The organism is Pontiella agarivorans (assembly GCF_034531395.1).
GTDB classification, from domain to species: Bacteria; Verrucomicrobiota; Kiritimatiellia; order Kiritimatiellales; family Pontiellaceae; genus Pontiella; species Pontiella agarivorans.
This window is the reverse complement of sequence record NZ_JARVCO010000008.1, coordinates 36,431-62,273: the sequence shown is the minus strand read 5'-3', so window position 1 is coordinate 62,273 and position 25,843 is coordinate 36,431. Positions and strand designations below refer to the sequence as shown.

The 25,843-nt window shown below is 51.9% G+C and carries 19 protein-coding genes; 13 read left to right on the top strand and 6 right to left on the bottom strand.

The genetic code is table 11. The annotated features are described in order from the left end of the window. Positions 1-172: 172 nt before the first annotated feature. From P9H32_RS07300 to P9H32_RS07285, 4 genes are all read right to left on the bottom strand, one after another. Positions 173-2,053, bottom strand: a complete 1,881-nt coding sequence (locus P9H32_RS07300; RefSeq protein ID WP_322608237.1) for a hypothetical protein — start codon at positions 2,051-2,053, stop codon at positions 173-175. A gap of 340 nt (positions 2,054-2,393) precedes the next feature. Then, positions 2,394-5,414 (bottom strand): FAD-dependent oxidoreductase, encoded by a 3,021-nt coding sequence (locus P9H32_RS07295; protein WP_322608236.1) that lies wholly within the window; start codon positions 5,412-5,414, stop codon positions 2,394-2,396. A gap of 124 nt (positions 5,415-5,538) precedes the next feature. Continuing rightward, complete coding sequence (locus P9H32_RS07290; RefSeq protein WP_322608235.1) at positions 5,539-6,171, bottom strand: response regulator transcription factor; 633 nt, start codon at positions 6,169-6,171, stop codon at positions 5,539-5,541. Beyond that, entirely contained in the window at positions 6,168-8,297 is a 2,130-nt protein-coding gene (locus tag P9H32_RS07285) for a sensor histidine kinase (protein WP_322608234.1), read from the bottom strand. The genes P9H32_RS07290 and P9H32_RS07285 overlap by 4 nt, the downstream gene beginning before the upstream one ends. A 259-nt stretch (positions 8,298-8,556) precedes the next feature. On the opposite strand from P9H32_RS07285, the gene P9H32_RS07280 reads away from it, so the two are divergent. The 5 genes from P9H32_RS07280 (at position 8,557) to P9H32_RS07260 (ending at position 15,729) form a co-directional block, all read left to right on the top strand. Further along, positions 8,557-10,227: a sulfatase family protein gene (locus P9H32_RS07280; protein WP_322608233.1), complete on the top strand. Its 1,671-nt coding sequence runs from the start codon at positions 8,557-8,559 to the stop codon at positions 10,225-10,227. After that, complete coding sequence (locus P9H32_RS07275) at positions 10,227-11,765, top strand: sulfatase-like hydrolase/transferase (RefSeq protein WP_322608232.1); 1,539 nt, start codon at positions 10,227-10,229, stop codon at positions 11,763-11,765. The genes P9H32_RS07280 and P9H32_RS07275 overlap by 1 nt, the downstream gene beginning before the upstream one ends. Beyond that, positions 11,765-13,390: a sulfatase-like hydrolase/transferase gene (locus P9H32_RS07270; RefSeq protein WP_322608231.1), complete on the top strand. Its 1,626-nt coding sequence runs from the start codon at positions 11,765-11,767 to the stop codon at positions 13,388-13,390. The genes P9H32_RS07275 and P9H32_RS07270 overlap by 1 nt, the downstream gene beginning before the upstream one ends. Positions 13,391-13,460: 70 nt before the next feature. Then, on the top strand, positions 13,461-14,756 hold the full coding sequence (locus P9H32_RS07265) for a sulfatase-like hydrolase/transferase (protein ID WP_322608230.1): 1,296 nt from the start codon (positions 13,461-13,463) through the stop codon (positions 14,754-14,756). An 82-nt stretch (positions 14,757-14,838) separates the two neighbouring features. Beyond that, on the top strand, positions 14,839-15,729 hold the full coding sequence (locus P9H32_RS07260) for an HAD family hydrolase (RefSeq protein ID WP_322608229.1): 891 nt from the start codon (positions 14,839-14,841) through the stop codon (positions 15,727-15,729). A 45-nt stretch (positions 15,730-15,774) separates the two neighbouring features. On the opposite strand, the gene P9H32_RS07255 is transcribed toward P9H32_RS07260, so the two are convergent. Further along, positions 15,775-16,614, bottom strand: coding sequence for a PHP domain-containing protein (locus P9H32_RS07255; RefSeq protein ID WP_322608228.1), 840 nt, complete (start codon positions 16,612-16,614; stop codon positions 15,775-15,777). 207 nt (positions 16,615-16,821) lie between these two features. On the opposite strand from P9H32_RS07255, the gene P9H32_RS07250 reads away from it, so the two are divergent. The 7 genes from P9H32_RS07250 (at position 16,822) to P9H32_RS07220 (ending at position 22,270) form a co-directional block, all read left to right on the top strand. After that, positions 16,822-17,715 (top strand): phosphoribosylaminoimidazolesuccinocarboxamide synthase, encoded by an 894-nt coding sequence (locus P9H32_RS07250; RefSeq protein ID WP_322608227.1) that lies wholly within the window; start codon positions 16,822-16,824, stop codon positions 17,713-17,715. A 163-nt stretch (positions 17,716-17,878) separates the two neighbouring features. Beyond that, entirely contained in the window at positions 17,879-18,766 is an 888-nt protein-coding gene (xerD, locus tag P9H32_RS07245) for a site-specific tyrosine recombinase XerD (protein WP_322608226.1), read from the top strand. A 107-nt stretch (positions 18,767-18,873) separates the two neighbouring features. After that, entirely contained in the window at positions 18,874-20,124 is a 1,251-nt protein-coding gene (locus P9H32_RS07240; RefSeq protein ID WP_322608225.1) for a type II secretion system F family protein, read from the top strand. A gap of 16 nt (positions 20,125-20,140) precedes the next feature. Further along, positions 20,141-20,551, top strand: coding sequence for a type II secretion system protein GspG (locus P9H32_RS07235; protein ID WP_322608224.1), 411 nt, complete (start codon positions 20,141-20,143; stop codon positions 20,549-20,551). Positions 20,552-20,574: 23 nt separating this feature from the next. After that, a complete protein-coding gene (locus P9H32_RS07230; protein WP_322608223.1) occupies positions 20,575-21,138 on the top strand; it encodes a pilus assembly FimT family protein in 564 nt (187 codons plus the stop codon). Positions 21,139-21,206: 68 nt separating this feature from the next. Further along, positions 21,207-21,797 (top strand): sigma-70 family RNA polymerase sigma factor, encoded by a 591-nt coding sequence (locus tag P9H32_RS07225; RefSeq protein WP_322608222.1) that lies wholly within the window; start codon positions 21,207-21,209, stop codon positions 21,795-21,797. After that, on the top strand, positions 21,794-22,270 hold the full coding sequence (locus tag P9H32_RS07220; protein WP_322608221.1) for a hypothetical protein: 477 nt from the start codon (positions 21,794-21,796) through the stop codon (positions 22,268-22,270). The genes P9H32_RS07225 and P9H32_RS07220 overlap by 4 nt, the downstream gene beginning before the upstream one ends. On the opposite strand, the gene P9H32_RS07215 is transcribed toward P9H32_RS07220, so the two are convergent. Next, a complete protein-coding gene (locus P9H32_RS07215) occupies positions 22,236-24,329 on the bottom strand; it encodes a thioredoxin domain-containing protein (protein WP_322608220.1) in 2,094 nt (697 codons plus the stop codon). The genes P9H32_RS07220 and P9H32_RS07215 overlap by 35 nt on opposite strands. Positions 24,330-24,778: 449 nt before the next feature. On the opposite strand from P9H32_RS07215, the gene rpsB reads away from it, so the two are divergent. Further along, a complete protein-coding gene (rpsB, locus tag P9H32_RS07210) occupies positions 24,779-25,825 on the top strand; it encodes a 30S ribosomal protein S2 (RefSeq protein ID WP_322608219.1) in 1,047 nt (348 codons plus the stop codon). Positions 25,826-25,843: the final 18 nt, after the last annotated feature.

The following is a 25,843-nucleotide window of genomic DNA, read 5'->3' as shown; positions in this document are numbered from 1 at the left end:
TATTCATATTTGCGCCATCCATCAAAACCGTTCCGGAAAGAGACCAACGCAGCAACAGAGAATAACAGCATCCTGAAAACTCCGTTTTTTACGCCGGAATACCTTCGGTAAGGCAACGCCAAAAATGCGTATTCTGATCAACAGGTCTCTCAATCAGGAAATGACTATGCGTCTACCAACTACTTTCCCGATCTCGGAACGTGAAACGTGGCGGGCTGGCATAGTTGCAGTTTTTGTCAAAGTGCTTTCCGATGGGAATCTGTTTCAGGGCATCAAGGTTTTCAAACAGAAACTCACGTGTCGCTGTATACTGAATGATGCGTCCTAGTTCATCAGTAATCGTGACGAGATACCCGCTGTAGTTAACCCCATGCAGGGGCGTGTCCGGAAGAATGGCTTTCTTTATCGTTCGGACTTTATCTCCTTTGAACAAAAAGTTTTTTTTATTTTCCGCTGCAAGCCTGAAGGTCTGTTCCTGACGATCCAACAGCACATAGTTATCCCCATCCACCTCATCACCAATCGCAAATAATTCGACGGTAAGTTCATACGGATAGTCTCGGGAACTCCTTTGGCTGATCTTTGCACCAAACTCATATTCAAAAATGGTGATAGGCCGTACCCAGGTATTGGGCGGCTGTTCCGGTGATGGGACCTGCCGGCGGTTTGTTTTAAAATCTATTGTAAATTCGGGGAGCGAGGCTAAGGAGATATAGTGCAGATCTTCCCCGCTAAACTTTTCTTTTTCAACTTTAACCTGCTTGCCCTTCCGGGTCTTTAACACGACCAGATCGCCTATGCCCATAACCAGTTCAGCCTCAATCGGCGCTCCTCCATCAACGGTCCAAGTGCGTAACTGATCTTGTTTCGGCGGTTCCTCCGGCTCAACGGAACCTGATACAATCTCGGGGATGGTTATTTTTCTCGGCGCGGATATATAATCGCGGAATATCGGCCCGTTCGTAACGCTTAGATCTCCTTCATGAGTGGAGGCATGAATAGCCTCCATCAAATCCAGTGTTGGTTCTTCCGTTTTGAAAATGGGCAGCGTTGGACCATTTCTGAAAGGATTACGCGGATAGTCCACCCCCTGCACCTCGACACAGAGTAACGCCTGAAAATTACCGCCAGGAATTTCAGCAATAACAACCTCCATGTCCAATGGCTCACCAGCTTTCAAGGTGATCCAGTCTCCCACAACAGCTCCTTTATTCCCCAAAGGATACTTGCCGGAATCCGCCGATCTGGATCGCCAGATATTCTTCAATGCATCTGCACCGTTATTCGACCAGGCCACAGAGAGCAGGACATATTCACCATCCACCCTGACCGCAAGAACATCATCCCCGGCCCCCCAGAAACGAAAGGTGATATCCTCCGGATAAACAAGTTTTCCTTCGTAATGCGCAAGCCAGAAATATCCGACCGTATCATCTTCACCAAAGGCCTGAGGCGCCATGAGCGACAAATCAGGCGGCATCGCAAATGTAGTTGTATAGAGCTTCTTAGGGGATTTGTAATATGGACTTAAAAGAGACTTTCTGAACCCCTTCTTAAGGAACTGCTCCAGAATGCCGATAAACGCTTCACGGCTTTTCTCCGGCAAATCCTTTCCGCGGCGATCACGTTTGGTATCATAGAACGTCCCGACGAAATCATTTCCGATCGTTTGACTGCTGCCAAATGTTGAGATTTCGGCGAGATCAGGCATAATTTCAAATCCGCCGATACTACCGTCGATATTCCCCATGGTTCCGCTCATCTCCGGCAACTGGATATCAGGCATACTCGCACGTTTGACCTTAGTGACGATGCGGGTCGTCGACTTCGGCATAGCGCTCTTCTTAATCTTCACCTTCGGCTTCCTGAGCTTCATTTTAGGGCGATCGATCGGCTTCGGAGGAACAAACTTTTTTTCCGATTTGTTGACCACGGTAAACACAACGAACATTCCAGCCAGCAGAAAGGCGGCGGCATGGACCAGCACGCTGATTAGCAATCCACTCGGAGCCCCTTTAGCCACACCGCGGTTCATCATAACATTTCTTTTCATCGAAACCCCTCTACAGAAGAGTTAATCGCTTTATCAACACCTGTCAAGATAACCATTCTATATTCATAAAAACCGGCATGGTCTTTGGTCAGCATTTCAATATCCGCCATTGTCCATAGCCACAGCGCACTGCCCGCGCATAACCGTAACCGACCGCTTTCAGCAGATATTCAATCTTTTCTTGTTCAGTCATCATTCGCTTCGCTTTTGCGGCATTCACTTTCATTCATTTCAGGCCGGGTTCGAGATTAGGTAGAAAAAATCAGGAAATAAAAAAGCCCCGCGCTTGCATGGAAACAGCGAGGGGCATCGGTTCTATCCGACTTATACGAAAACAGAACTATTCGTTATACGCACGGATTTCATAAATACGTGCTGAATGATCGCCGTTGGTTGCCGTGATCAGAATCCGTACTTTGGACGTTTCCAATGTTTGGAAATGATGCACTCGCCGGCGCTGATAATTGTTCGTCACATCCGCCACCGTTTCCCATTTTCCGTTTTTCTGCACCTGCACCTGGTAATCACGTACACATTCCGGCGGCATGCGTTCTTCCGGTTTCTGCTCCCAGCTGGTGTACCGTTTAACCTTCAGGTTGGTATCAAACGTAAGATAAACCGAGTTCACCTTCTTTTTTCCCCCGAAATCAAGTTCCACCCACTGCGGCATAGCCTGTTTCGGATCGGAAATCCACATATTGTTCGGCACTTTTCCGATCCACATTTCCATATTCTCATCCATCGGACGGGTCAGGCCGTTGATCACATTCTGCACGCCGTCTTCCAATGACTTATGACTGGACGCCTTCACATTGGCCATCAGCGCCAGGTCATCCGGATCTTCATTGCGCAGATGCGGAATGGTCACATCATCCTTCAACAATTGCTGCTGCAGTTCCGACATATGATTTTGCACAATGCCCCGCGGGGTGGTCTCATAATTCAGACACATCGCCGCCGCCGCGCCGACCGCCTGCCCCATCATACCGGTCGTACCCTGAACCCGTGCGGAACCCAGTGCAACGTGTGTGACCGAAACATGGCGCCCGGCCATAAACAGATTCGGCACATCTTTGGAATAGAGCATCCGCATCGGAATACTTGCCGGAGAGATGTTGTTTTCATAGTCATACGGGCTGCCCGGCGAAAAGATGCCCAGCGGATGATGCACATCCAGCTTCCAGACAAAATAACCCACACGGTCCGGGAACACTTTACGGTTGAGTATATCGTGTTCCGTCACAATCACATCCCCCACCAGACGGCGCGTTTCACGCTTCGCGTTGGTGACGGGAATATACCGCAGCTGATAGTTTTTCGCTTTTTCAGCCAGCGGCGAATAATTCTTGATCCAGTGGTAATAGGAGAGACTGACCAGAATCAGATCATCCCGCGTCCATTCCGGATCCCACAGATCATCGTTGCGACCATGATTTTCCGTCCACCAGTTTCCGGCACGGATTCCGCTTTCATACCGCGGACGCTGGTTCACATAACCCTCTTCATTCATCCGAAGATCGTAGAACCAGTCTTCCCCTTCAAACGTATATGGTTTACCGGTATCAATGGCCTGATAACCCAGAATCGAATTTTGCATCAGTGATCCGCTCATGGTGACATTGTCGGCAATATCCTTGGCATTCATTTCGCCGAACTGTTCTTTCGATTCACGCCCGAGCATCCAGTCCGCTCCGGCATAATAGCCCAGCCAGCCGTCACCCGTGCAGTCGGCAAACAGATCGGCGGTATAGCGGGTATGCTGCCCGTCGATCATATCAAACGATTTCACCGCCTTGATATGGTTGTCCTTGTCCGTTTCGGCTTCAAAAACATGCTCATTGAGGAACAGCGTAATATTCGGTTCATCAGCAATCACCCGCTCAGCCCCGGTGGCCCACTTGCTCAGAAAATTGTAGGAATGAATCCGGCCGATCTCTTCGTTCAATCCGGTTTCACGCCCTTTTCCAAGACTCGAACCGCCGGAAACCGGCACGCCCATTTCCGCACTGTTGTTTCCGCCCACCATCGGACGATCCTGAATCAGGGCCACTTTTGCGCCGCCGCGCGCCGCCGCAATGGCCGCATTGCATCCGGCAACACCGCCGCCGACGACAATAAAATCAAAGTGTCCCGCGTCTTTGACCGGAATCGTGCCGACAAATTTTTCGCGCATGGGCAGATAGTCCTTCTGCTCCTGTTTCGGATAGAATTCCAGATCCTTCGTCAGCAGCAGAGCATCGCAGCGGCCGTACCAGCCGGTCAAGTCCTCCAGCTCGAGGGCTGTTTCACCCTTTTTCAGTTCAAACGTTCCGCCATCCTGCCAGACCCATGCACGCTGTTCGCGGGTACCGAAGGTGGTTTCGGATTTTTTACCGTTAATGGAAACCGCAAATTGACCCGGTGCATAGCGGTTGCCATACCAGTTCTTATTTCGCACCCACAGCCGGTACGTTCCAGACTCCGGAACCTTAATCGTGGTCTTTGCATTTTCAACCGGTGTACCAATGCCGGCCGCCATCAGAAACGGCGATCCCATTTGCGGCACAAACTGGGTATCCATCCACCAGCCGCCGTAATCCGAAAAATCCTCGGCATCAATCCAGAGCGTCCCCGGCACCTGCGTTTCGCCGCTGCGCTTCTGAATTTTTTCATAAAAATCCGTAAACCGGTTATCGCGACGCGCCATTTCCAGCCGTCCCTTATAGCTCGACTCAGCAATATCACGCGAACTCAGCGCAACCCCGTCCAACCGGACTTCATCAAGCGTCCCATTAAAAAAGAACTGCTTATTCTGGGCGCCGATAAAACAGTCTGATGCACTGCCCGAAATTATTCCAGAGGCTGGAAACGTGGAATCAAGGCCTCCGTTTACATAGAGACAAACCTTCTTCCCGTCATACGTCGCGGCCACATGCTGCCATTTTCCGTTCGGCCATTCTTTATGTTTCGATTCAAAGGTTTTCTTTTCACCGTTCAGCCAAAGCACCAAAGCGAGCGATTTGCTTGGCGCAAGCTTGAACACATAGGACCCGTTTTTGCGGACAATATTCGGGTGCTGATCATATTTCGGCGCCCACGGTTTAATCCAGGCCTGTACCGAAAAGCTCTTATCAGGAAGCAGACTGGGATCGTGGGCAATCTGCACCCCCGCCTGATAGCCCAGCTGACCGGCCGAATTCACGGCCCCCATCACCCATTTGATTTCACCGATTTTTCCCGAATTTCCATGGCCCGAAGAATCGGCCACCGTATTGCCGACCCCATCATCAAACCTCCAATTGGCCAGCGGTTTTTCCGCTGCGGCCGATAGCATTGCAGACCACCCCAAGGAAGCACATAAGGTTAAAACTGTTTTTTTCATCGCTCTCTCCACTGTTTCTCCTGACAGGACCCGATGCCCCGCCCAACCACATACTGATTGACCATATAACGATACGCTTGCATTTTTTCCCCGAATAAAGATATCCACCTTTTGAGGGATAGCCCTATTCATTCAGATGCAGTATTCCTTTTTCATACGCCAACACTACCGCCTGCGTGCGATCCGCCGCCCCCAGTTTGGAGCGCAGATTCAGCAGATGCGATTTGGTCGTTTCCAGAGCAATACCGAGCGTATCCGCGATTTCCTGATTTGATTTTCCCGCGGCCAGCAATTTGAGCACCTCCACCTCACGGGCACTCAGGCCGGAAACTTTCTGCCGCTCCTTTAAACGGTTAGCGATGATCTCCGGGAAATACCGTTCGCCATCCGCAACGGCTTTCACAGCGGCCAGCAACTCGTTCACATTGCCGGCGGTTTTAGTCAGATAGCCCTTCACCCCCACCTGGACGGCATTCCAGATATCCTCTTCCGAATCAAAAGCCGACAGCAGAATGACCCGGGTATCCGGATAGCGCGCCAAAATCTTTTCCGTCACCGTCAGGCCGTTATCCCCCGGCATTTTATAATCCATCGTGACGATGTCCGGGCGCTGCTCTTCCACCAGTGCCAGCGCTTCTTCCCCATTGGCCGCTTCGCCCACCACCGTCACATCGGGCATGGCCGCCAGACTGCCGCTCAACCCGAACCGCATCATCTGATTATCATCCACAATCAATATCCGGATCTTTCTGCTCATTTGTTCATCTCCAACGTTGTCGAAACAGTTGTTCCTTCGCCGGGATGACTGTGTACGACCAGTATACCGCCCGTATTCCTCATCCGCTCACGCATCCCCCGGAGCCCGAACCGTCCGCTTTGTTCCGCCGTTTCCACCTCAAACCCGCAACCGTCGTCGTGAATTTCCACCGTAAGCCCATCAGAATAATCCAGCATCACTTCAATACCGTCTGCATTCGCATGCCGTATGGCATTGGAAACCGCTTCCTTGATCACCAGCAGAACATTGCGCTCCGCCTCCCGGGAAAAACGCCGCGGCTCTCCGGCAACGTGCAGTTCAGCAGCGGCGTTCCATTGTTCATTCAAATTCTTAATCATCACATCAGCCGCATCAACCAAATCCATGGATTCCAACAATCCCCCGCGCAAATCCAGGATGGAGGTCCGCGATTCTGCAGAACAGTAACTCAGCATATGCTCAACCGCTTCCAGATCTTCATGAATTTTCTCCGCACCTTCACGCCACGCGGTATGAAGCGGTTCAAACGGAGTCCTCTCCGCGTCAACCAGCTCGAATCGTTTCTGATTTTCCTGCATATTCGTTTGCAGCATAAACCGTATTCCGCCCAACCGGAAAATGGCCCCGGAAAGACCCTGTTCCAAATTATCGTGCAGTTCCCGCGCAATGCGCTGGCGTTCATTCAGCACCGCTTCCTGTTCCATTTTTTCTCCAATGATCCCGGTCTGCCGCTCCACCGTTTTACGCAGCAGCAATACCCAGATCAGAAAAATCAGCGCAATCAGAAGAATAATTCCCGCCACCCACAGCAGCCGCTGTACGGTCCACCACGGTGCCGCAGTGAGCAGCTGCACATCCGCAGCACTGCGCAGTTCAAGCCGAATCCCCTGAATATCCAGATTCCACGCCCGCCGCGTTTCGCGGTTCACATGACACAACCCGCTCAAACGCAAAACCGCCCCCGCCTTGATCGATTCCGGAAGCCCTTCACCCGTCTGCAGATCCGCTTCAAAAAAACGGTTTCCGGATCGACAAAGCAGTTTGATCAGCTTTTTCGGATTTCCCTGACCGTTGCTCAATTGAAACGAACTTCCGCTTTCAACCAGTTTCGCGTCCATTTGAACTAAATCAAAATTATAACGGTCCGTAACATTCGACAGAGAATCCAATCGGATGGGTTCAGGCAGATCGTCATGACCGATAACGCGTACCGAATGGGCCCGCATGGCCGGCGATACCGGATGCGGACTGACCAAGCCCACCACTTCAACCCGGTCTCCGACCACAACGCCCCCCGGATCCTGAATCTGAACATACAGCGCCGCCCGTTCTCCCCTCAGAAAAAGCTCACGATTTCCAACATGCGTGACCGTTCCATAGGTTTTCACAATGCTGTGGAGTCTCATGCCCTGCCGCATCAGCTCATGAATCGGCACCGCTTCTTTCACTTCACTCAGCGCCTCTTTCAGCGAAATCCCGGACACCTTGAAATCCGACGCCGACGAAACATGGAAAATCCGCCCCACAATCTGGCGGTTGCTGTTATTCACCGTTCCGGCAACCGCATTGAATTCCACCCATTGGAACATCAGTGCATCCATGCGCTTGCGATTTTCCGGCGTATCAGGAATCTGCAAATACATCGTCTGCTCATCGCGGATCATTTCCGCCATAATCACAAACGACTCTTCAATCACCTCATAGGAAACCAGCCGGCCGGCCATATTGAACCAGTCACAATCCACTTCAGGCGAATTAAGATGAGTCGGCCACAGCGCACGCCCTTTCGAAAGCGGGCGGTGCTCCAGAAACTGAACGCTTTCCGCAATGATTTCGGCGGCAAACCCTCCTGCACCGGTAACGCCTCGAACCCGCACCGTATCGCCCGGTTTCAAATTCGTTTTTCCAGAGGGCCTCACTCGGCGGCAAACATAGATGCCCTGCTCTCCGTCATTCAGAAAAAAACTGCTGCGCACCGGATCCACCCAGACCACCTGAGCCTCCACGTCGACAACTTTCGCCTCTGCAGCCGCCTCCGGAGCAAGCGCCCGAATATCGGGAATACGCGTTAAAGGACCTCCGAAAACCTGCAGTACCGCCAGAAGCAGAACCGTCCAAACTGTCATGTTGTATTTTTTCACAATAGAAGACCCTTAGAGCATGCACCCAAAAATAACAACGATTATAGCCTCATCTTCCCCGTTTTCAGTTTCATAATCCTCCACCGAAAGGGGGATAAAGTGATCGTCCGGTTTGCATCGTCCCATAGCGTTATATTCCTGTAATTCACCGAATAAACTAAAGAATAGCCGTGTGGCGTAAATGTACACAAATACAGCAGATTGACTCATAGCACCGGAAAGGCCGCTCTCTGATAATAGGACCATGAAAAAATCAACCTCATTTCTTTTTACCCTGCTTATCGCAGCCGGTGCTTTGGCACAGGCCCGCCCGAATATTGTTATTTTTTATACCGATGATCTCGATTTCGATGAGGTGCCGCGCAGCCTCTATGATCTGGATTTCTTTCCCAGCCATACCGGCATGAAACAGCAGGGGTTTTACGAAGATAATTTCCCGAAATTTGATCAGCCCCAAATCGACTATTTTGAAAATCCCGAAATGTTAATGCCCCATCTTGAACAGCTGGCCCGGGACGGCGTGGTGCTGGACCGGTTTTACATCACCTCTCCGGTCTGTACGCCAAGCCGCTACTCGATGCTGACCGGACGCTATGCCAGCCGGTCCACCGGCTTCCAGAGAAAGTATAAACCCGGAAAACCGGCATCGGTCGACTGGAGTGCCACATTGCCATCGACAGAAAATACGCTGCCGAAAGTATTGCAAAAAAACGGCTACTTCACCGGCATGGTCGGCAAATGGCACAACGGGCATGGCGCGGGCAGGTATAATGCGGAACTCCGGAACGCCAAACTCTCTGATCCCGGCGTGAATGAAAAAGTGAAAGAAGCCCAGCGTATTGAATGCCGTACCATGGAAAAAGAACAGGGGTTTGATTTTGCCGCCAGTATCCAGATCGGCAACGTCGGCGCACTTAAAGCTCCCAAAGAACTCCGACTCGAAAACCTCCCCTGGGTGATGCAGGGCGCATTGGACTTTCTTGATAAAGCCAAAGAAAACGAAAAACCGTTCTATCTCTACATCGCCCTCCCTCTGCCGCACCGGCAGTATTACGACTCTCAGGCCCGCAACCCCAACGCGCCATTCTGGTTCGAACGTGATCCTCACGGTTCGCCCGGCGGCTGGCTCGACGAAGTGCCCGGTTGTATGCCCTCCTATGCCGATGTTGTCCGGCGGGTTGAAGAGGCCGGCCTGCCACTGGTGAATGCCTATGGAACCCACATTGATGACGCGCTCGGTACCGTATTAAAAAAACTCGATGAACTCGGCATGTCGGAAGAGACACTTTTTGTATTCACTTCCGACCACCAGAGCCGCGGCAAAAACACCATCGGCGAAACCGCCCGAGTACCCACCGTGATCCGCTGGCCCCAAAAAATAAAAGCAGGAACGCGCGCGGCCGGCATCAGCTCTAACGTCGATCTCGTAAGCACCATTCTTGACCTTTCTGAAAGCAAAAACACCGGTGATGTCGGCCTCGACGGACAAAGCTTTGCTCCAATGCTCAGCGGAGAATCCGCAACCGCCCGGGAATCACTCTATCTCGAAATTATGCATACACGCGGAATCGTCACCGACCGCTTCAAATACATTGCCTGTCGCGCTCCGGCGGAAATTGAAGAAGCGATGAAACAGGATGCCATCCAGGCTTTGGAACAAAAACGACGCCGGCGCGTTTCCTGGGACGGTCGGAAAAACACCCCCGACAATGTCAGCAAAGGCGTCATCATGGATGGTGACCGGGAATATCCGGCTTATTTTGATGCTGATCAGCTTTACGACCTGGAAAAGGATCCGTTTGAACAGAACAACCTCGCCTACGATCCGGCCTATGCCGAAATTTTGGCTGAAATGAAAAAACAGCTTTCGACCTATCTGGCCGAAATGCCCCATCCCTTCGGAGAATTCAATTAATGCATAAGGGGTTGCTTATCTCTCTTTTCACCGCGGTCTCCGCCATCGCTGCAGTCCCCGTTAAGCCCAATATCGTACTCTATTTTGCAGACGACATCAGTGCACGGGAGTTTCCAATCTATGGAACCCCGCAGTGGAGCCCGCCGGAACGCGGCGACACGTCCAATCCTGAATACCGGGCCCGCACCCCGGTAATGGATCAACTGGCCGAAAAAGGCTGCTGGATCACCTCCGCCTGGGCGGCGACCCTGTGCAAACCGAGCCGGGCTATGCTGCTGACCGGACGGTTTGCCCACCGCCAGACCTGGTGGAGCAATCGGGACATCGGCAAGGTGAAAAACGCCGGCGGTTGGAACGAGGCCTATCACATTTATGACAGCACGCCCATTCTGCTGAGCCATGTGGCCGCTCAGGCGGGCTATGCCACCTACTGGGCAGGAAAATTTCATCTTTCAGGTGATTACGGAAAATACGGATTCGATGAAGCCATGATCACTCCCGGCCTGCTCGCCGAGCCGACCAATCCATACAGCGATTTCCAGCTTGATCCGAAAACCATCAACGGGAAACGCGTGCTGATCAATATGGATACCGGGAAGCCCATTGAAAAAAAGACCTATGCACAGGACAGCTGGTACTGGCAGCCCAACGTCCGCCTCTGGAACGATCCGTCGGCCCCGGGCAAACTGGTCTGGTGGCCGAATACACCGGAATCACAGGAAAATTTCGGAATCAGCACATATGGTCCCGATCTGGAAATGGAATTTATTTTTGACTTCATCGACCGGAGAATGAACGAAAAGAAACCGTTCTTCATCTACCATGCCTCGCACCTGGGGCACGACCAGTACGACTTTCTCGGCAACAGTGCCGACTCCAGCTGGCCGGGCACGCCGAAAATTCACTGGAATGGGAAACGTTATCACCGAACCGATCCGAAGATCACTGGTGACAAAGGCCGATACGATGCGCACGGAACGGTTACGGAACCGGGCATGCATAATCACATCAACTATATCGATTTTCAGATCAGCCGGTATCTCGAAAAATTTGAAGAGATGGATATTTTAGACAACACCGTCTTCATCATTACAGCCGATAACGGAACGGGCGGATACGGGAAAAACAGCCCGGATCGCCAGAAAGGATGTCATGTTCCGATGATTATCTATGCCCCCGGCATGACCAAGCACGGACGGCAGGATGTCATGGCCGGCATCGTCGACCTTTGGCCGACCATTGCCGAACTGACCGGTTTCGAAATTCCGGAGAACTATGTCTATGACGGGGTCAGCATGGTCCCCTTTCTTTTCGGTGACAAACAGACTCACCGCGACTGGGTGTACACGTATCAGGAACGGAATCAGATTATTCGCGGACACCACGTGATGCGGGATGGCAATAACCGCTGGTGGGATGTTTCTTCAGAACCTGAAGATTATATCAGCTACCCGGAAATTAAGGATTGGGGCAGCGTCCTAGAGGTCCACCGTGCGGAAAGAGAAAAACTGCTTACCATTCTACCGGAGTATGAATAATGAAAATACAGCACAAACAGAATCTTCCGATCCCTTCACACTCGGTCTACTGGACGCTGGTCATCGCTGCGGTTCTCACTTTTCTTAGCATTTTAACCTGCTTCAGCGAAACACGGCCCAATGTGATCATTCTTTTTGCGGATGACATCAGCCCGCGCGAGCTCCCCGTCTATCAAAGCTCCGTCTGGACCAAACCGAAAGGCGGCGATACGTCTGATCCGAAATACCGCGCCCACACCCCGGTGCTCGATCGGCTGGCCTCAGAAGGATGCTATCTCAACAGTGTCTGGGGCGCCACGGTCTGCATGCCCAGCCGGGCCATGATGATGACCGGCCGCTACGCCACACGCACCAAGTGGTGGGATAACCGCGATTTAGGAAAAATCCGTACACCGAAGGGTGAACGGACCTGGTATCTCTTCGAAAGCTCCCCGATCGGCATGGGACAGATTGCGCTAATGGGCGGTTATGCCAGTGTCTGGGCCGGAAAAACCCAGATGCAGGTACAGGGTGAGGATTTCCAGCGTTTCGGTTTTACCGAAGGCATGATCGGAACCGGTGATGAAATGGATATCCGGAACTTTAAATACGGCTTTCGCACAACAATCGTGAATGTCGATGGGAAACCGGCTGTTAAAAATCTCGACTCCGGAAAACTCGCCCCCGGATATCCACTCGCCCGCCGTAGTTATGGTTTCAACCCGCATCAGGTTGTGGTTAATGAAAAAGGTAAAAAAGCCGGACTTGAATGGTGGCCGAATACGCCCGAAGCCCAGGCATCATTCAGCCTGAACACCTATGGACCGGATATTGAAACCGATTACGGTCTCGATTTCATGGAACGACAGCATAAAGCAGGGAAACCCTTTCTCATCTATCATGCCACCCACCTCGGACATGGTGATTTTGACTGGCTCAATCCCGATTCCGGCAACAAATGGCCGGGCACTCCGGTTATTCAATGGGACGGGAAACGGTATCACCGGACCGAACCGGATATCACCGGAAGCAAAGGGGTTTATGATACCCACGGCACCGTCACCGATCCCGGACTGCATCGGCACATCAACTATTGCGACTACATCATGTGGCGCTACATCGAAAAAACAAAAGCACTCGGCATTTATGAAAACACCGTTTTTATTTTTGCCGCCGACAACGGCTCACACAAATTTGGAAAAACCAGGGTCGATCAGCAGCGCGGGGTGCATGTACCATTAATTATCCATGCCTCGAATTTAACAAAAAAAGGAGAACTCAACGCGCTTGCTTCACTGGTTGATATGGTCCCCACGCTGGCGGATATCATGGGCGTAAAAATCCCGGAAAACTATGAACTGGACGGGAAAAGCCTCTGGCCCTACCTGACAGCCGACGCTCCGGAACCGCACGACTGGATCTACTCCTATAAAAAAGACAAACAGCTGGCCCGCGGCCGTAAGGTGCTGCGCGACGGTTACGGCACATGGTGGGATGTCTCCGTCCTGCCCGAAGATCACTGCAGCTTTCCGGAAATTAAGGACTGGGGCAGCGTTTCCGAACAGCATCGCGAAGAACGGGAAATGCTCCTGAAAGTTCTTGAAAAAAATAATATCTACGAAACAGAATACAACGCACCGAGGTAGTATGAAACGAATCGCTCTTGTTCTATTCACATCAATCATATCCGCTTACGCATCAAAGCCTAATATCATCATGATTCTTGCCGATGATATGGGGTACGGCGATGCCAGATGCTATGGCTACGACAATCTGGTTCCGACCCCCAATATTGACCGCATCGCAAAGGAAGGCGTTCGCTTCACACAGGGGTACGTCAGCGCCTCGGCCTGTGGTCCAAGCCGCTTCGGCCTGCTCACCGGCATGTATCAGCAGAAATTCGGAATCCAGTGGAATCAGGATACCTGGGATGACCTGAAAAACGGAGTCGAAGAAACATTGGAAAACAACCGTATCCCCGAAGGACAGCTGCTGATTAATCAGGCCCTGAGCCGTGCCGGCTATGTGACCGGTATGTCGGGAAAATACAACCTCCCCGGTTATCCCGAGACCACATTTGATGAATATAAATGGATTATGCATTTCGGCGGACAGTATTTCCCCGATGAAAACGGGCATTATGCCGGAGTCGATGAATCCGTCGCCCGCGGCGGACACAAACGTATTCTCTGGGGCCCGGAACGCGAAGGCGATATCTACCTGACCGACCGGCTTGGCGATCATGCCGTCGGTTTTATCGAACGGCATAAAGACAAACCGTTTTTCTACTATCTGGCTTTCAACGCCCCGCATTCACCGATGCAGGCTAAAACCAGCCTGAAACCGCAAGTGGCGCACCTGAAAACCGAAGCCACCAAAATGTACGGAGCCATGCTGCTTTCCATGGATGAAAATATCGGAAAAGTTTTAGATAAACTCGATGAACTCGGGCTCACTGAAAACACCCTTGTCGCATTCGCATCCGACAACGGTGCAACATTTGCCTATAATGTAGACTGGCCGGAAAACTGGCCGAAGGAGCTGCTCGGCAGCGTTGGTCCCCTTCGCGGCAATAAAGGTTCGAACTATGAAGGCGGAAACCGCATTCCCTACCTCATCCGCTGGCCCGGTAAACTGCCGGCGGGGCAGGTTTATGATCACGCCGTCAGCACCCTTGATCTCTATCCCACTTTCTGCGCCGCCGGTAACGCCGATATTCCGTCTTCCGCCCACCTCGACGGCACCAATCTGCTGCCTTTTCTGAAGGGAGAGAAAACAGGGCGTCCGCACGAAACCCTCTACTGGTATCACGATAACAGCGGCTGTGTGGTTCAGGGCGACTATAAACTGCTCGTCTGGCAGGATAAACACTGGCTCTACAATCTGACCGAAGATCTCGGCGAACAGCATGATCTCGCCAAAGCCAAACCCGAAATAGTGGAGCGCCTCATGCGAAAATACCGCAGTTTTGTTGATCCGCTCCCGCCGCCGCTCAATCCGGCCAAGCGGTAAATTTTCATTCTCAGGAAATCTGTTCTGCCCTTTATCGCATCCAAAGCTTGGAAATTTCCAGGGATTGGAAAAAGATAAGGGCATGAACAGACTGGAAGACATTATTCTCAAAAACTGCGGGCCGCTGTCGCCCATTCCTACCGAAACCAAACCGCAACTGGAAAAGCTCGACGGTGTAAAAGCGGTTCTCTTCGATGTCTATGGCACATTAATCATTTCAGGTTCCGGCGACGTCGGTACAGCAACCGCTACCGATACCGCGGAAGCACTGACTCAGGCGCTGGTGGTTTCCGGCTTCGAAGGAGAAGCGGAACAGGCGGGTGTGATCGGTAAAGAAATGATGAAAGCCGAGATTCAGGAATGGCACAAAGCCGGACATGAAGCCGGAGCCGATTTCCCGGAAGTGGAAATCACCAAAATCTGGACCAAAATAATCGCAAACCTTTCTAAAACTGAAACGCTGCGCAAACACGCATTTTCCGCCGACCAGATCCGCCGTCTCGGAATCGAATACGAATGCCGGGTGAATCCGGTTTTTCCAATGCCTGGATGTAAAGAATTACTAAATGGGTTAAAGGAACGCGGACTGCCGATGGGCATTGTCTCAAATGCGCAGTATTACACCCCCATAATTTTTTCCGCGTTCTTCGAGCGCGCTCTTGAAGAAATCGGCTTTGATCCGGAATGCTGCATCTGGTCCTATAAAGAGCTGAAAGCCAAACCTTCCGCCGACCTGTTTCCAAAGGCTGGAAAATTTCTGGAAAAGAACCACGGCATAAAACTTTCGGAAACCGTCTATGTCGGCAACGATATGCTCAACGACATCTACACCGCTCAACAGGCCGGATGCAAAACCGTCCTTTTCGCCGGAGACAAACGTTCATTACGACTGCGTGAAACAGACGACCGCTGCAAAAACCTGAAACCGGACGCCGTCATCACCTCGTTGAATCAACTGCTCGAAATGATCTGACGGAGGGGCACACGCTCTGCGCCCCATTCGTATATCCGGAAACCGTTATTTGCCGGCGGCGACTTTCAACCGCTCCAGCGCCTCATCGGGAACGCGCAGCTGGCCGAATCCGGTGCCGAGCTTGAGGTCCGGTGTATTTTTTCCGTGATAATCAGTTCCGCCGGTGCTGATGAGCCCCAGCTCATCGGCCCAGCGTTTGAATTTCCTGATATTTTCGGGATGATGCTCGGCATAGTAAACTTCGAGTCCGCCCAATCCGACTTCCGCCAGCCCCATAATCAGACCGCGTAACTGATCGTCGGGCAGATAAATCGTGGCCGGATGTGCCAGCACCGGAATTCCGCCGGCTTTGCGAATCAGCTCAACACATTCGCGGCCGGTATAACGGTAGCGTTCGGCGTAAGCGGGACGCCCTTTGGCCAGCAAAAGTTCAAAGGCTGATTTACGGTTTTTCACCAGACCTTTTGCAATCAGGGCTTCAGCAAAATGTGGACGGCCCACCACATCGGCACCGGCCTGCTTTTCCACATCGGTCCACATCAGACGATATCCCAGTTTATTCAGCCGTTTCAGAATTTCCTGATTCCGCTCTTCGCGGCCTTCGCGCACGGTATTGATTTTTTCGAGCAGCTCCCGATTCGTGTGGTCGAAAAAATAACCCAGAATATGCATGGTTCCTTTTGCGCATTCGGCGCTGAGTTCAATCCCCGGAACCGCCTCCACCGCTGTTTTTTCTGCAGCAGAGAACAGCGGTTCGAGGCCGCCGACGGTATCGTGATCCGTCAGTGCCATGGCGGCAAGGCCTCTTTTTTCGGCCATTTGAATCAGTTCCGCCGGGGTGTTCGTGCCGTCGGAATAAACGGAATGTGTGTGCAGGTCGATCATGCTGAATCCCTAAAGTCAATTGCTTCAAATATACGTTCCCCTGCCCCGACCGCCAAACCCGTATTTGGTAAAATAAAAAAAGAAGCACGTATTCCGTAGTAAAGTGCCTATTTACTACTCATTTAGTCCGGTTTGGGTTGCACCCCTAATCAAGGGCCCGTAAAGTGCCCCGAATTTTAAAGAACCCCTAACGTGATGGAGGATAAAATGACCCCAGCTGCTACGAAAATTGAACTTCCAGGTATTGAAAAATTTAAATCCGGTAAAGTCCGCGAAGTCTATGATCTCGGCGATCAGTATCTCTTCGTTGCTTCCGACCGCATTTCTGCATTCGACGTTGTGATGCCCGACGGCATTCCGGATAAAGGCCGTGTTCTGAACATGATTTCAAAATTCTGGTTCGACCGCACCGGCGATGTGGTGAAAAACCACATGATCTCCACCGATGTTGAAGATTTTCCGCCGGAACTCCAGGACCACAAAGAACTGCTGAAAGGCCGTTCCATGCTCGTGAAAAAAGCCGAGTTGCTCCCGGTGGAGTGCATTGTCCGCGGCTACCTCATCGGCTCCGGCTGGAAGGAATACCAGAAATCCGGCACCATCGGCGGAATGCCGCTGCGCGATGGATACGAAATGGCCGGCAAACTTGATGAACCGATTTTCACGCCGTCCACGAAGGCCGACGAAGGCCATGATGAAAATATCTCGTTTGAACAGATGAAGGAAATTGTCGGTGAAGAGCTGGGGAATAAACTGAAAGATGTCAGCCTCGAGCTCTATCAGACCGCGGCCGACTATGCCCTCACCAAGGGCATCATTATTGCCGACACCAAATTTGAGTTCGGAATGGTGGATGGCGAACTGATCCTGATCGACGAAGTCCTGACGCCCGACAGCTCCCGTTTCTGGCCGGCGGATTCCTATAAACCGGGTTCCTCGCCGTTTTCGTTCGACAAACAGTTTGTCCGCGACTACCTCGAAACGCTCGACTGGGACAAAACTCCGCCCGGACCGACCATTCCGGAAGACGTGCTCCTGCAGAGCCGCGCCAAATATCTGGAAGCCTACAAGCTTCTCACCGGCGAAGAGCTCAACGTTTAATTGCTCGGGTTTCTCGCATCAAAGGCCGCCAGCATCTGGCGGCCTTTTTTGGTGGCCGTGGTTCCCGACCTCATTCATCACAAATCCGATCCCGCACCGCACGGTTTCGTCAACCGAACCCCGCAGACTTGTTCAGCCGCCAACAAGCGGCTACAGTGACCCGATGAACGCTTTCTTAGAATCTTTCCTCGATTATATTTCGCTGGAACGCGGGCTTAGCATCAATACGCGCAAAGCCTATGCCGATGATATCAGCCAGTTTCTTGATTTTCTTACCCGGAAAGGTCTTTCATCCTTAAATCAGGTCAGCCGCAAGCAGGTGCTGGATCATCTGATGGCCATGAAAGCAAAAGGGATGTCGACCAACTCCATTTCGCGACACCTGGTTTCCATTAAAGTATTCTTCCGATATCTCCAGCAGGAGGGCCTGCTCGACAAAAACGTGACGGATACCATGGATTCTCCCAAACTCTGGAAAATCCTGCCCGACACCCTTTCTGAAAAAGAGGTCGATCTGTTGCTTAGTGCCCCGGATATGCGGAAACCGCTCGGCGTGCGCGACCGAGCCATCCTTGAAATGTTTTATGCCTCCGGTCTTCGCGTTTCAGAACTGGCCAACCTGCAGCTCCCATCGCTCCACCTCGATGACGGCTACATCCGGGTTATCGGGAAAGGCCGGAAAGAGCGGGTCATTCCCGTGGCTGAAAATTCGGCCAATATGCTGCACGTCTATCTGGAGGAAGTGCGCCCAATGCTGTGCGATAATCCGCATCTTCAGCATGTTTTTGTTTCGCGCCGCGAGACCGCTCTCTGCCGGCAACGCCTCTGGCAGATCATCAAGAAATATACCAAAGACGCCGGAATCATGAAAAATGTCACTCCGCACACCCTGCGTCATTCGTTTGCCAGCCATCTGCTGCAGAACGGTGCCCCTCTGCGCGTGATCCAGGAAATGCTGGGTCACGCCGACATCGCCACCACTCAGATCTATACCCATGTCGACCCCAACCGCCTGAAATCCATTCACGAGCAGTTTCACCCCCGGGCCTGACCCGCGTATCGTCTACATTTGCGGCTTTAAAAAATCGTTTCATTCTCTATTCTTTTCGGGTTGTTGCATATTAATTCCACGAATGGTCCGTTAATCAGAAACTTGCTATGGCACATTTTAAATATATCGGTCGCTCGAAAAGCGGCGAGCGCGTTGAGGGGGTGGTCGAATCGAACGACCGTTCCGGTGCGGTCCGCGTGATTGAATCTCTGGGGCACATTCCTGTTTCCATCACCGAAACGACCAAAACACACCGGCAGGAGAGCGGCGAAGACCGAAAAGGCTTGAATTTCCAGCTGGGCTTCAAACGCAAACCGCGGATGAAACTGCAGGATCTGCTGCTCTTTTCACGCGAGCTCTCGGATCTGGTGGCCTCCGGGATGACCATTGGACGGGCACTGCACACCCTCGCGGCCCGCAAAGATGAAAGTGCCGTCGGCCGGATTGTAAACACTCTGCGCGATGAAATTGTGCAGGGCACCTCGCTCTCCGATGCCCTGGAAATGTACCCGGAAACCTTCTCCTCCCTTTATGTCAATCTGGTCCGTGCCGGTGAGGCATCGGGTAATCTGCCCGGAGCGCTGGAAAATATCTGTGTTCACTACGAACGCGTACACGAAGCCCGGGGCAAAGTGATCTCCGCGCTGATTTATCCGGCCATCGTCATGACCATCGGCGGTCTCGCCGTGATCGGGCTGATGATTTACATTGTACCGAGTTTTGCAAATACTTTTGAGGAAATGGGGGCCGAACTCCCCCGCCCGACCCAGGTCCTCATGACCATGAGCAATTTCACCCTGAGATACGGACTTGCAGTGCTGGGCGTTATGGTCCTGCTGATTATTTTCCTGAAACGCTGGCTGAAAACCATGCAGGGAAAAACGCTGTGGCACCGGCTGCAGCTGCGGATCCCGATCATGGGAGCCATTATCCGCGCAAATGCCTACGCTCATTTTTCCAGGACCTTCGGTACATTGCTGCATAACGGCGTGGCCGTATTGCCCGCAATGGGCATTGTCCAGAAAACGATAGACAATGTCATTATTGCCGACGAGGTGGGCCGCGCACGCGATAAAGTTACCGATGGAGCCACCATTTCCAAACCGCTGGCTCAGGGAAAGATATTTCCACGTCTGCTGACCGATATGCTGGCAGTCGGGGAGGAAACCGGGGATATGCCCAACGCCCTTTCTCACATCACACGCCGGTATGACTCTGAACTGGATCAGCTGGTTAAAACGTGTACAACGGTACTGGAACCCCTGTTGATTGTAGCGGTTGCGGCGGTCGTCGGTGGTATGGCCATTTGCCTGATGCTGCCGGTATTAACGCTCACGGATACGCTGAGTGGATTTTGATTAAAGGAGAGCAGAAATGAAAATGGATGAGAGCAAAAAAAAACATCTGAATAAAAAATCGGGATTCACCCTGATTGAAGTGATCTTGGTGGTAGTGATTCTGGGCATTATTGCCGGCGTCACGATGAACGGACTGAATATCGGCGGAAAAAAACAGCAGGCCGACCTGAATGCTGCGAAGTCTACCATTGCAACGCTCTCAATGGCCGTTCAGCAGTACGAAATCATCAATGGAACCTATCCAAGCAGTCTGGACGGCCTGCTGGATGAATCCAAAGGCGGCCCGTACCTGCAGAAGAAAAAGATTCCGTTAGACCCGTGGGGAAAACCCTTTGTCTACCAGGCCCCGGGTTCACACAACACGCACACCTTCGACATCTCCTGCACCTCGGAAGATGGAAAGGCATCGGCGAACAACTGGGATTGATCCCGTTGCCGAAGCACACCCAGTTGAGCAGACGGGCATTCACCCTTATGGAGGTGATGCTTGTCATTGTGATTGTCGCCATCATTACCGGTGTTTCACTGCCTTATTTTTCGGGAACAATCAAAGGGGCCGGTCTGAAAACCACCGCCCGTACCATCAGCCGCATGAGCCGCTATGCGCGAAGCATGGCGATTATGCGCGAAGAAATGATGACGATTGTGCTGAACCAGGAAACCATGGAAATCTTTCTCGGCGGCGAGCTGGTTCAAACCAACTCAGCCGATGGCGAAATCGATCAGGATATCCTGAAACGGCTGGGCTATAAAGACGGGGAAGGCACCTCCGACGAAACTGCAGGCATTGAAAAAGAAGTCCATAAAATTCTTCCTAAAGGACTCACAGTCCGCGAATTCGACAAGGAATGGACGGAAGAGGACGATGAATATCCTGACCTCTGCCTGATCCGTTTCTTCCCGAATGGACAGTGCGAAAAGTTTGAAATTGAGATCGAAGATAAACGCGGTGTCGCGATCCGCATGGAAAACGATCCCATCTCCGGAAAAATTACTTCAGAATTTCTGCAATAGATTAGCGCATGGTCCGTTTATCGGTTGGATTTGCAGATTAACGCAATACGCAGTACTCGTTTCGCATTATGGATATTTCGGACATTGATTGTATAAAAGCCTATCTTGGCGGCGATGCAGATGCACTCGCGCCGATGGTGGAAAAATATAAACGTCCGCTCTATTCATTTATTCTGAAAATGACTGAAGGCCGCGAAGACGCCGACGAGATTTTTCAGGAAACCTGGTTCCGGGCCCTCAAAAACGTACATAAGTTCAAACATAAGAACTTTCTCAACTGGCTCTTTCGTATTGCGCACAATCTGGTTATCGACCGTGCGCGCCGGAACAGAAAAAATGTCTCGATGCAGAGCGGAGCTGGCGGGGACGATGGCAATTCCACGCTGGAAGACCATCTGGCCGCTCCGGGCATCACCCCGGCAGAAGAAACCGGCGGAACGATGCTGGGCAGCCGAATTGAGCAGGCCGTAAGCACCCTTTCTCCGGAACAGAAAGAAGTCTTTATGCTCCGAATGTACGGTAACGTTTCGTTTAAGGAAATCGCCCGGCTGCAAAAGTGCTCGATCAATACTTGTTTAGCCCGGATGCAATATGCATTGGGCAAATTACGTTCTATATTAAAGGACGAATATGAAGAACTTCAGGAGGCCATGTCATGAAGTGTCACGATGCTGAAAAATATATGCTGTTACAGGACTCCGGCGAACTGCCGGAAAAACGCGCAAACGAGCTCGCCGCGCATCTGCACGATTGCGAACCATGCCGCGAATTCCAGTTTGCTCTCATCGAATCAAAACCCCATTTCCACAGCCTGGAAGCGGAACCCTCGGCCACTGTGATGCAGAATGTGCTGCGGGAAGCGCGAAAAAATGTGCCCGAAAAGAAAAGATTTCGGCTTCCAATACCTGGAACCCGACAGCTTATTCCGCTTGCCGCCTCCGTTGTCATTTTGCTGGGCCTCTTTTCCGGATTGTATTCCCCCGATAAAGTGGGCATGGAACTGGTTATGACCGAAACCCAGCTGATGGATACCGAAACTCGTGTCACCAGTATGATGTATGAAGGCTTTTCCGAGGACGATCTCGCCTTCAACTTCCTCATGACCTACGAGGATTCCTACGCATCGCTGTAATCCGCCCTTTCAGTTCCTCAAGCGTATTAACCGGTTTTTCGCAGGCAAAATTCCGGCAGATATAAACTGTCGGTTTCCCATCGATCATCTGCTGTTCTTTGGTAAACGGAGCGATCACGGCAAGTTGATCCGCATGGTCTGCGTCCTTGTGCAGCATCACTCTGCCCGGCTGATAAACCGAATGCAGGTATTCAATCATCGGTCGGGCCTCTTCCTTACCCCCCACAACTACGACCTCAACCGTTTCTCCGACCGCAAACTGCAGTGCGGTCAGAGCCTGGGCAAAGCTGGAAGGTGACCTTTCAATCACGCCGCAGAACGCCGCTCCGGTTTTCAATGCCTTTTGCTCCAGTTTCGGATTACCGGTCAGCCTCGCCAGTTTCAGCAGATTATACAACTGCACAGAATTTCCGGAAGGAATTGCACCGTCATACAGCTCCTTCGGCCGAACTATCAGTGCTTCGGCATCGTCAGCCGTCATAAAATATCCGCCCCCCGCATCATCAGCAAAGTGTTCATCAAGAATCGTCTGATAATTCAGAGCCTTTTCCAGATACTGGAAATCCAGTGTGCTGTCATAGAGCTCCAGCAAACCGAAAATCATAAAGGCATAATCTTCCAGCTGCCCCGGTACCGCCGTATGCCCCTCCCGCCAGCGATGCTGAAGTCTGCCGTCTTCACTCTGCATTTCCGCAGCAATAAAAGTCGCCGCGCGCTCAGCAGCCCGAATATAGTGCTCCGTCCCGAATGCGCGGCCGGCTTTGGCCAACGCAGCAATCATCAGTCCGTTCCAGTCCGCCAGCACTTTGGTATCTTTTAAGGGATGAATCCGTTTCTCACGAACCGCAAACAACTTTTTCCGGGATTCGGAAATCCGCACAGCATCTTCATCGGACAACCACTCAGATAAATACGGAATATTCTCGGGACGCTGCTGACCGGAAGCTTCATCACGAAAATTACCGCTATCCTTCACATTCCAATGCTTGGAAACAAAATGATAATCGTCACCGAGGACTGATTTCATCTCCTCCGCGGTCCAAATATAAAACCGCCCCTCTTCACCTTCAGAGTCCGCATCCTCCGCCGAATAAAATGCGCCCCCCGAATGGCGGGATGGCTCATCGGGCACCGTCATGTCGCGCATCACATATTCAAGAATCTCTTCGGTCACCTGCTTATAAAACGGTTTCCCGGTCAACTCATAGGCCTCGGTATAAGCCATCGCCAGTAGCGCCTGATCATAGAGCATTTTTTCAAAATGCGGCAAAAGCCATCTCCGGTCCGTTGAATAGCGGTGAAAGCCGAAGCCGACCTGATCAAACACTCCGCCTTTCCGCATGGCCGAAAGCGTGTGCTCGGCCGCAGCCACACCCTCCGCTTTTCCCTGACGCAATAGAAAAAACAGCCGGTGCGGCGAAGGAAACTTGGGCTGAAGTCCGAAACCGCCGAACGGCTTATCATACTGATTCATCAGTTCATGATAACCGGCCTCCAGTAACCCGGGCTCCAGTTCCGATCCGTCGCCCTCCCCTTGCTGCTGTGTAAGCACATCGGTGATCTGCCCGGCGGACTCGAGCACCTTCTTACGCTGATTGTTCCAGACATTGGAAATTCGCTGCACCAACTGTTTCATCCCCATCCGTCCATGACGCTGAGCCGGTGGCACATACGTTGCTGCATGAAAAGGGGCTTTATCAGGCGTCATCATAATCGTCAGCGGCCAGCCCCCCTGCCCGGTCATCATCTGGCAGACCCTCATATATATGTGATCAATATCGGGCCGTTCCTCGCGGTCGACTTTGATGCAAATAAACGCCTCGTTCATCAGTTGGGCAATTTCAGCATTTTCGAACGATTCATGCTCCATCACATGGCACCAGTGACACGTCGCATATCCGATGGAAAGAAAAATGGGTTTATCCGCGGCCTTCGCAACCTCAAACGCCTCATCGCCCCACGGATACCAGTCCACCGGATTTTGCGCATGCTGCAGCAGATACGGGCTTTTTTCATGAATCAGGCGGTTGGTGAAGGAGTGATTTTCAGATTCGGTCATGGTTTTCGCGTCCTGTTGGCCGGCTTCGCTAATAAATAGCGATCTGCACCGTTTTCTACACCAACAATATCGTACTCTTTTAGTTTTATTCCCAGATGATTCGTATGCTGAAATTCCCGTCACGCTCAAAGATGTTTTAATACTGAATCCTTTTACCAAAAAATCCCTGCACCCCGGCGGCGCCACGGCCCCCGCTCTGCAGGCCCTGCAGTCGAGGTCCTCGACCTCGCGACCCTGCACCGCCGGCCCGATCCTGCTCATCACGTACCGACGCAGAGCCCTCACTCGTCAAAAAACCGCCAAAAACCCCTTGCCCAAGCCTGAGCGCATCCGTATATTGCGCGGCTTAATTAACCGGAAGTACCGGTTAGAAGCGAAGGCTGCCCGCGCCTCGGGCATGTCAAAGCGGATTGTTTAACTAAATAGAGTAAACTATAAGGAGAGGCAAAATGGCTGATTCATTCACTAAGACTGTGTCTGTACAGGATCTGCTCGATGCAGGTCTGCACTTTGGTCACCAGACCAAACGCTGGAACCCGAAAATGAAGCGCTATATCCACAGCGCGAAAAACGGGATCTACATCATCGACCTGAATAAAACGATGTCCCAGCTGGAGCTGGCGAAAACCTTCCTGAACGATGTCATTCTGCGCGGCGAAAAAATTCTGTTCGTCGGCACCAAAAAACAGGCTCGTGAAATTTTCCAGGGCTGTGCCGAAGATACAAACCAGCCCTACGTAGTACATCGCTGGCTCGGCGGCATGCTGACCAACAATAAAACCATCCGTTCTTCGGTAAGCCGTATGCGTGAACTGCAGAAGATGGAAAAAGACGGTTCCATGGACAAACTGCCGAAAAAGGAAGTTTCCGTACTTCGCCGCGAGCTCAACAAACTGGAACGCAACCTGACCGGTATTGCCCAGATGGACAAAAAGCCGGGTGCCCTTTTTGTGGTTGACCTCAAGCGTGAACGTCTGGCCCTGGCGGAAGCCAAGCGTCTGAACATTCCGATTGTAGCCCTGGTTGATACCAATGCGGATCCGGACCTCGTGGATTACCCGATCCCGGGCAACGACGACTCACTTCGCTCCATCGGCCTGATCTGCGAAGTACTCGGCGAGACCATGAAAGCCGCCGATGCCGAATACACCGCCAAAGCCAAAGCTGAGCGCGAAAAACGCGAAGCCGCTGAAGCCGAAGAACGCGCAAAAGCTAAAGCTGCACGCGAAGAGCGCCAGAAAAAAGAAGCCGAAGATAAGAAGAAGCGCGAAGAAGTGCTGAAGAAAATCAAAGAGCAGAAGAAAAAAGCCGACGAAGCCAAAAAGGCCGAAGCGGAAGCCGCTGCTCCGGCTGAAGAAGTAAAAGAAGCTAAAGCCGAAGAGCCGAAAGCTGAAGCACCGAAAGCCGAAGAAGCTCCGAAAGCCGAAGAAGCACCGAAAGCCGAAGAAGCTCCGGAAGCTGCCGCTGAAGAATCTGAAGAGAAAAAAGAAGACTAACTTTCAGGAGACTTAAGA

What these genes read in the sequence shown, in the direction of transcription:
- xerD (WP_322608226.1), top strand. Translation starts at nt 17,879, where the DNA reads ATGAACGCTTTCTTAGAATCTTTCCTCGATTATATTTCGCTGGAACGC.
- P9H32_RS07255 (WP_322608228.1), bottom strand. Translation starts at nt 16,614, where the DNA reads ATGATCGACCTGCACACACATTCCGTTTATTCCGACGGCACGAACACC.
- P9H32_RS07290 (WP_322608235.1), bottom strand. Translation starts at nt 6,171, where the DNA reads ATGAGCAGAAAGATCCGGATATTGATTGTGGATGATAATCAGATGATG.
- P9H32_RS07225 (WP_322608222.1), top strand. Translation starts at nt 21,207, where the DNA reads ATGGATATTTCGGACATTGATTGTATAAAAGCCTATCTTGGCGGCGAT.
- P9H32_RS07215 (WP_322608220.1), bottom strand. Translation starts at nt 24,329, where the DNA reads ATGACCGAATCTGAAAATCACTCCTTCACCAACCGCCTGATTCATGAA.
- P9H32_RS07240 (WP_322608225.1), top strand. Translation starts at nt 18,874, where the DNA reads ATGGCACATTTTAAATATATCGGTCGCTCGAAAAGCGGCGAGCGCGTT.
- P9H32_RS07285 (WP_322608234.1), bottom strand. Translation starts at nt 8,297, where the DNA reads ATGACAGTTTGGACGGTTCTGCTTCTGGCGGTACTGCAGGTTTTCGGA.
- rpsB (WP_322608219.1), top strand. Translation starts at nt 24,779, where the DNA reads ATGGCTGATTCATTCACTAAGACTGTGTCTGTACAGGATCTGCTCGAT.
- P9H32_RS07280 (WP_322608233.1), top strand. Translation starts at nt 8,557, where the DNA reads ATGAAAAAATCAACCTCATTTCTTTTTACCCTGCTTATCGCAGCCGGT.
- P9H32_RS07275 (WP_322608232.1), top strand. Translation starts at nt 10,227, where the DNA reads ATGCATAAGGGGTTGCTTATCTCTCTTTTCACCGCGGTCTCCGCCATC.
- P9H32_RS07235 (WP_322608224.1), top strand. Translation starts at nt 20,141, where the DNA reads ATGAAAATGGATGAGAGCAAAAAAAAACATCTGAATAAAAAATCGGGA.
- P9H32_RS07260 (WP_322608229.1), top strand. Translation starts at nt 14,839, where the DNA reads ATGAACAGACTGGAAGACATTATTCTCAAAAACTGCGGGCCGCTGTCG.
- P9H32_RS07265 (WP_322608230.1), top strand. Translation starts at nt 13,461, where the DNA reads ATGATTCTTGCCGATGATATGGGGTACGGCGATGCCAGATGCTATGGC.
- P9H32_RS07270 (WP_322608231.1), top strand. Translation starts at nt 11,765, where the DNA reads ATGAAAATACAGCACAAACAGAATCTTCCGATCCCTTCACACTCGGTC.
- P9H32_RS07220 (WP_322608221.1), top strand. Translation starts at nt 21,794, where the DNA reads ATGAAGTGTCACGATGCTGAAAAATATATGCTGTTACAGGACTCCGGC.
- P9H32_RS07295 (WP_322608236.1), bottom strand. Translation starts at nt 5,414, where the DNA reads ATGAAAAAAACAGTTTTAACCTTATGTGCTTCCTTGGGGTGGTCTGCA.
- P9H32_RS07250 (WP_322608227.1), top strand. Translation starts at nt 16,822, where the DNA reads ATGACCCCAGCTGCTACGAAAATTGAACTTCCAGGTATTGAAAAATTT.
- P9H32_RS07300 (WP_322608237.1), bottom strand. Translation starts at nt 2,053, where the DNA reads ATGAAAAGAAATGTTATGATGAACCGCGGTGTGGCTAAAGGGGCTCCG.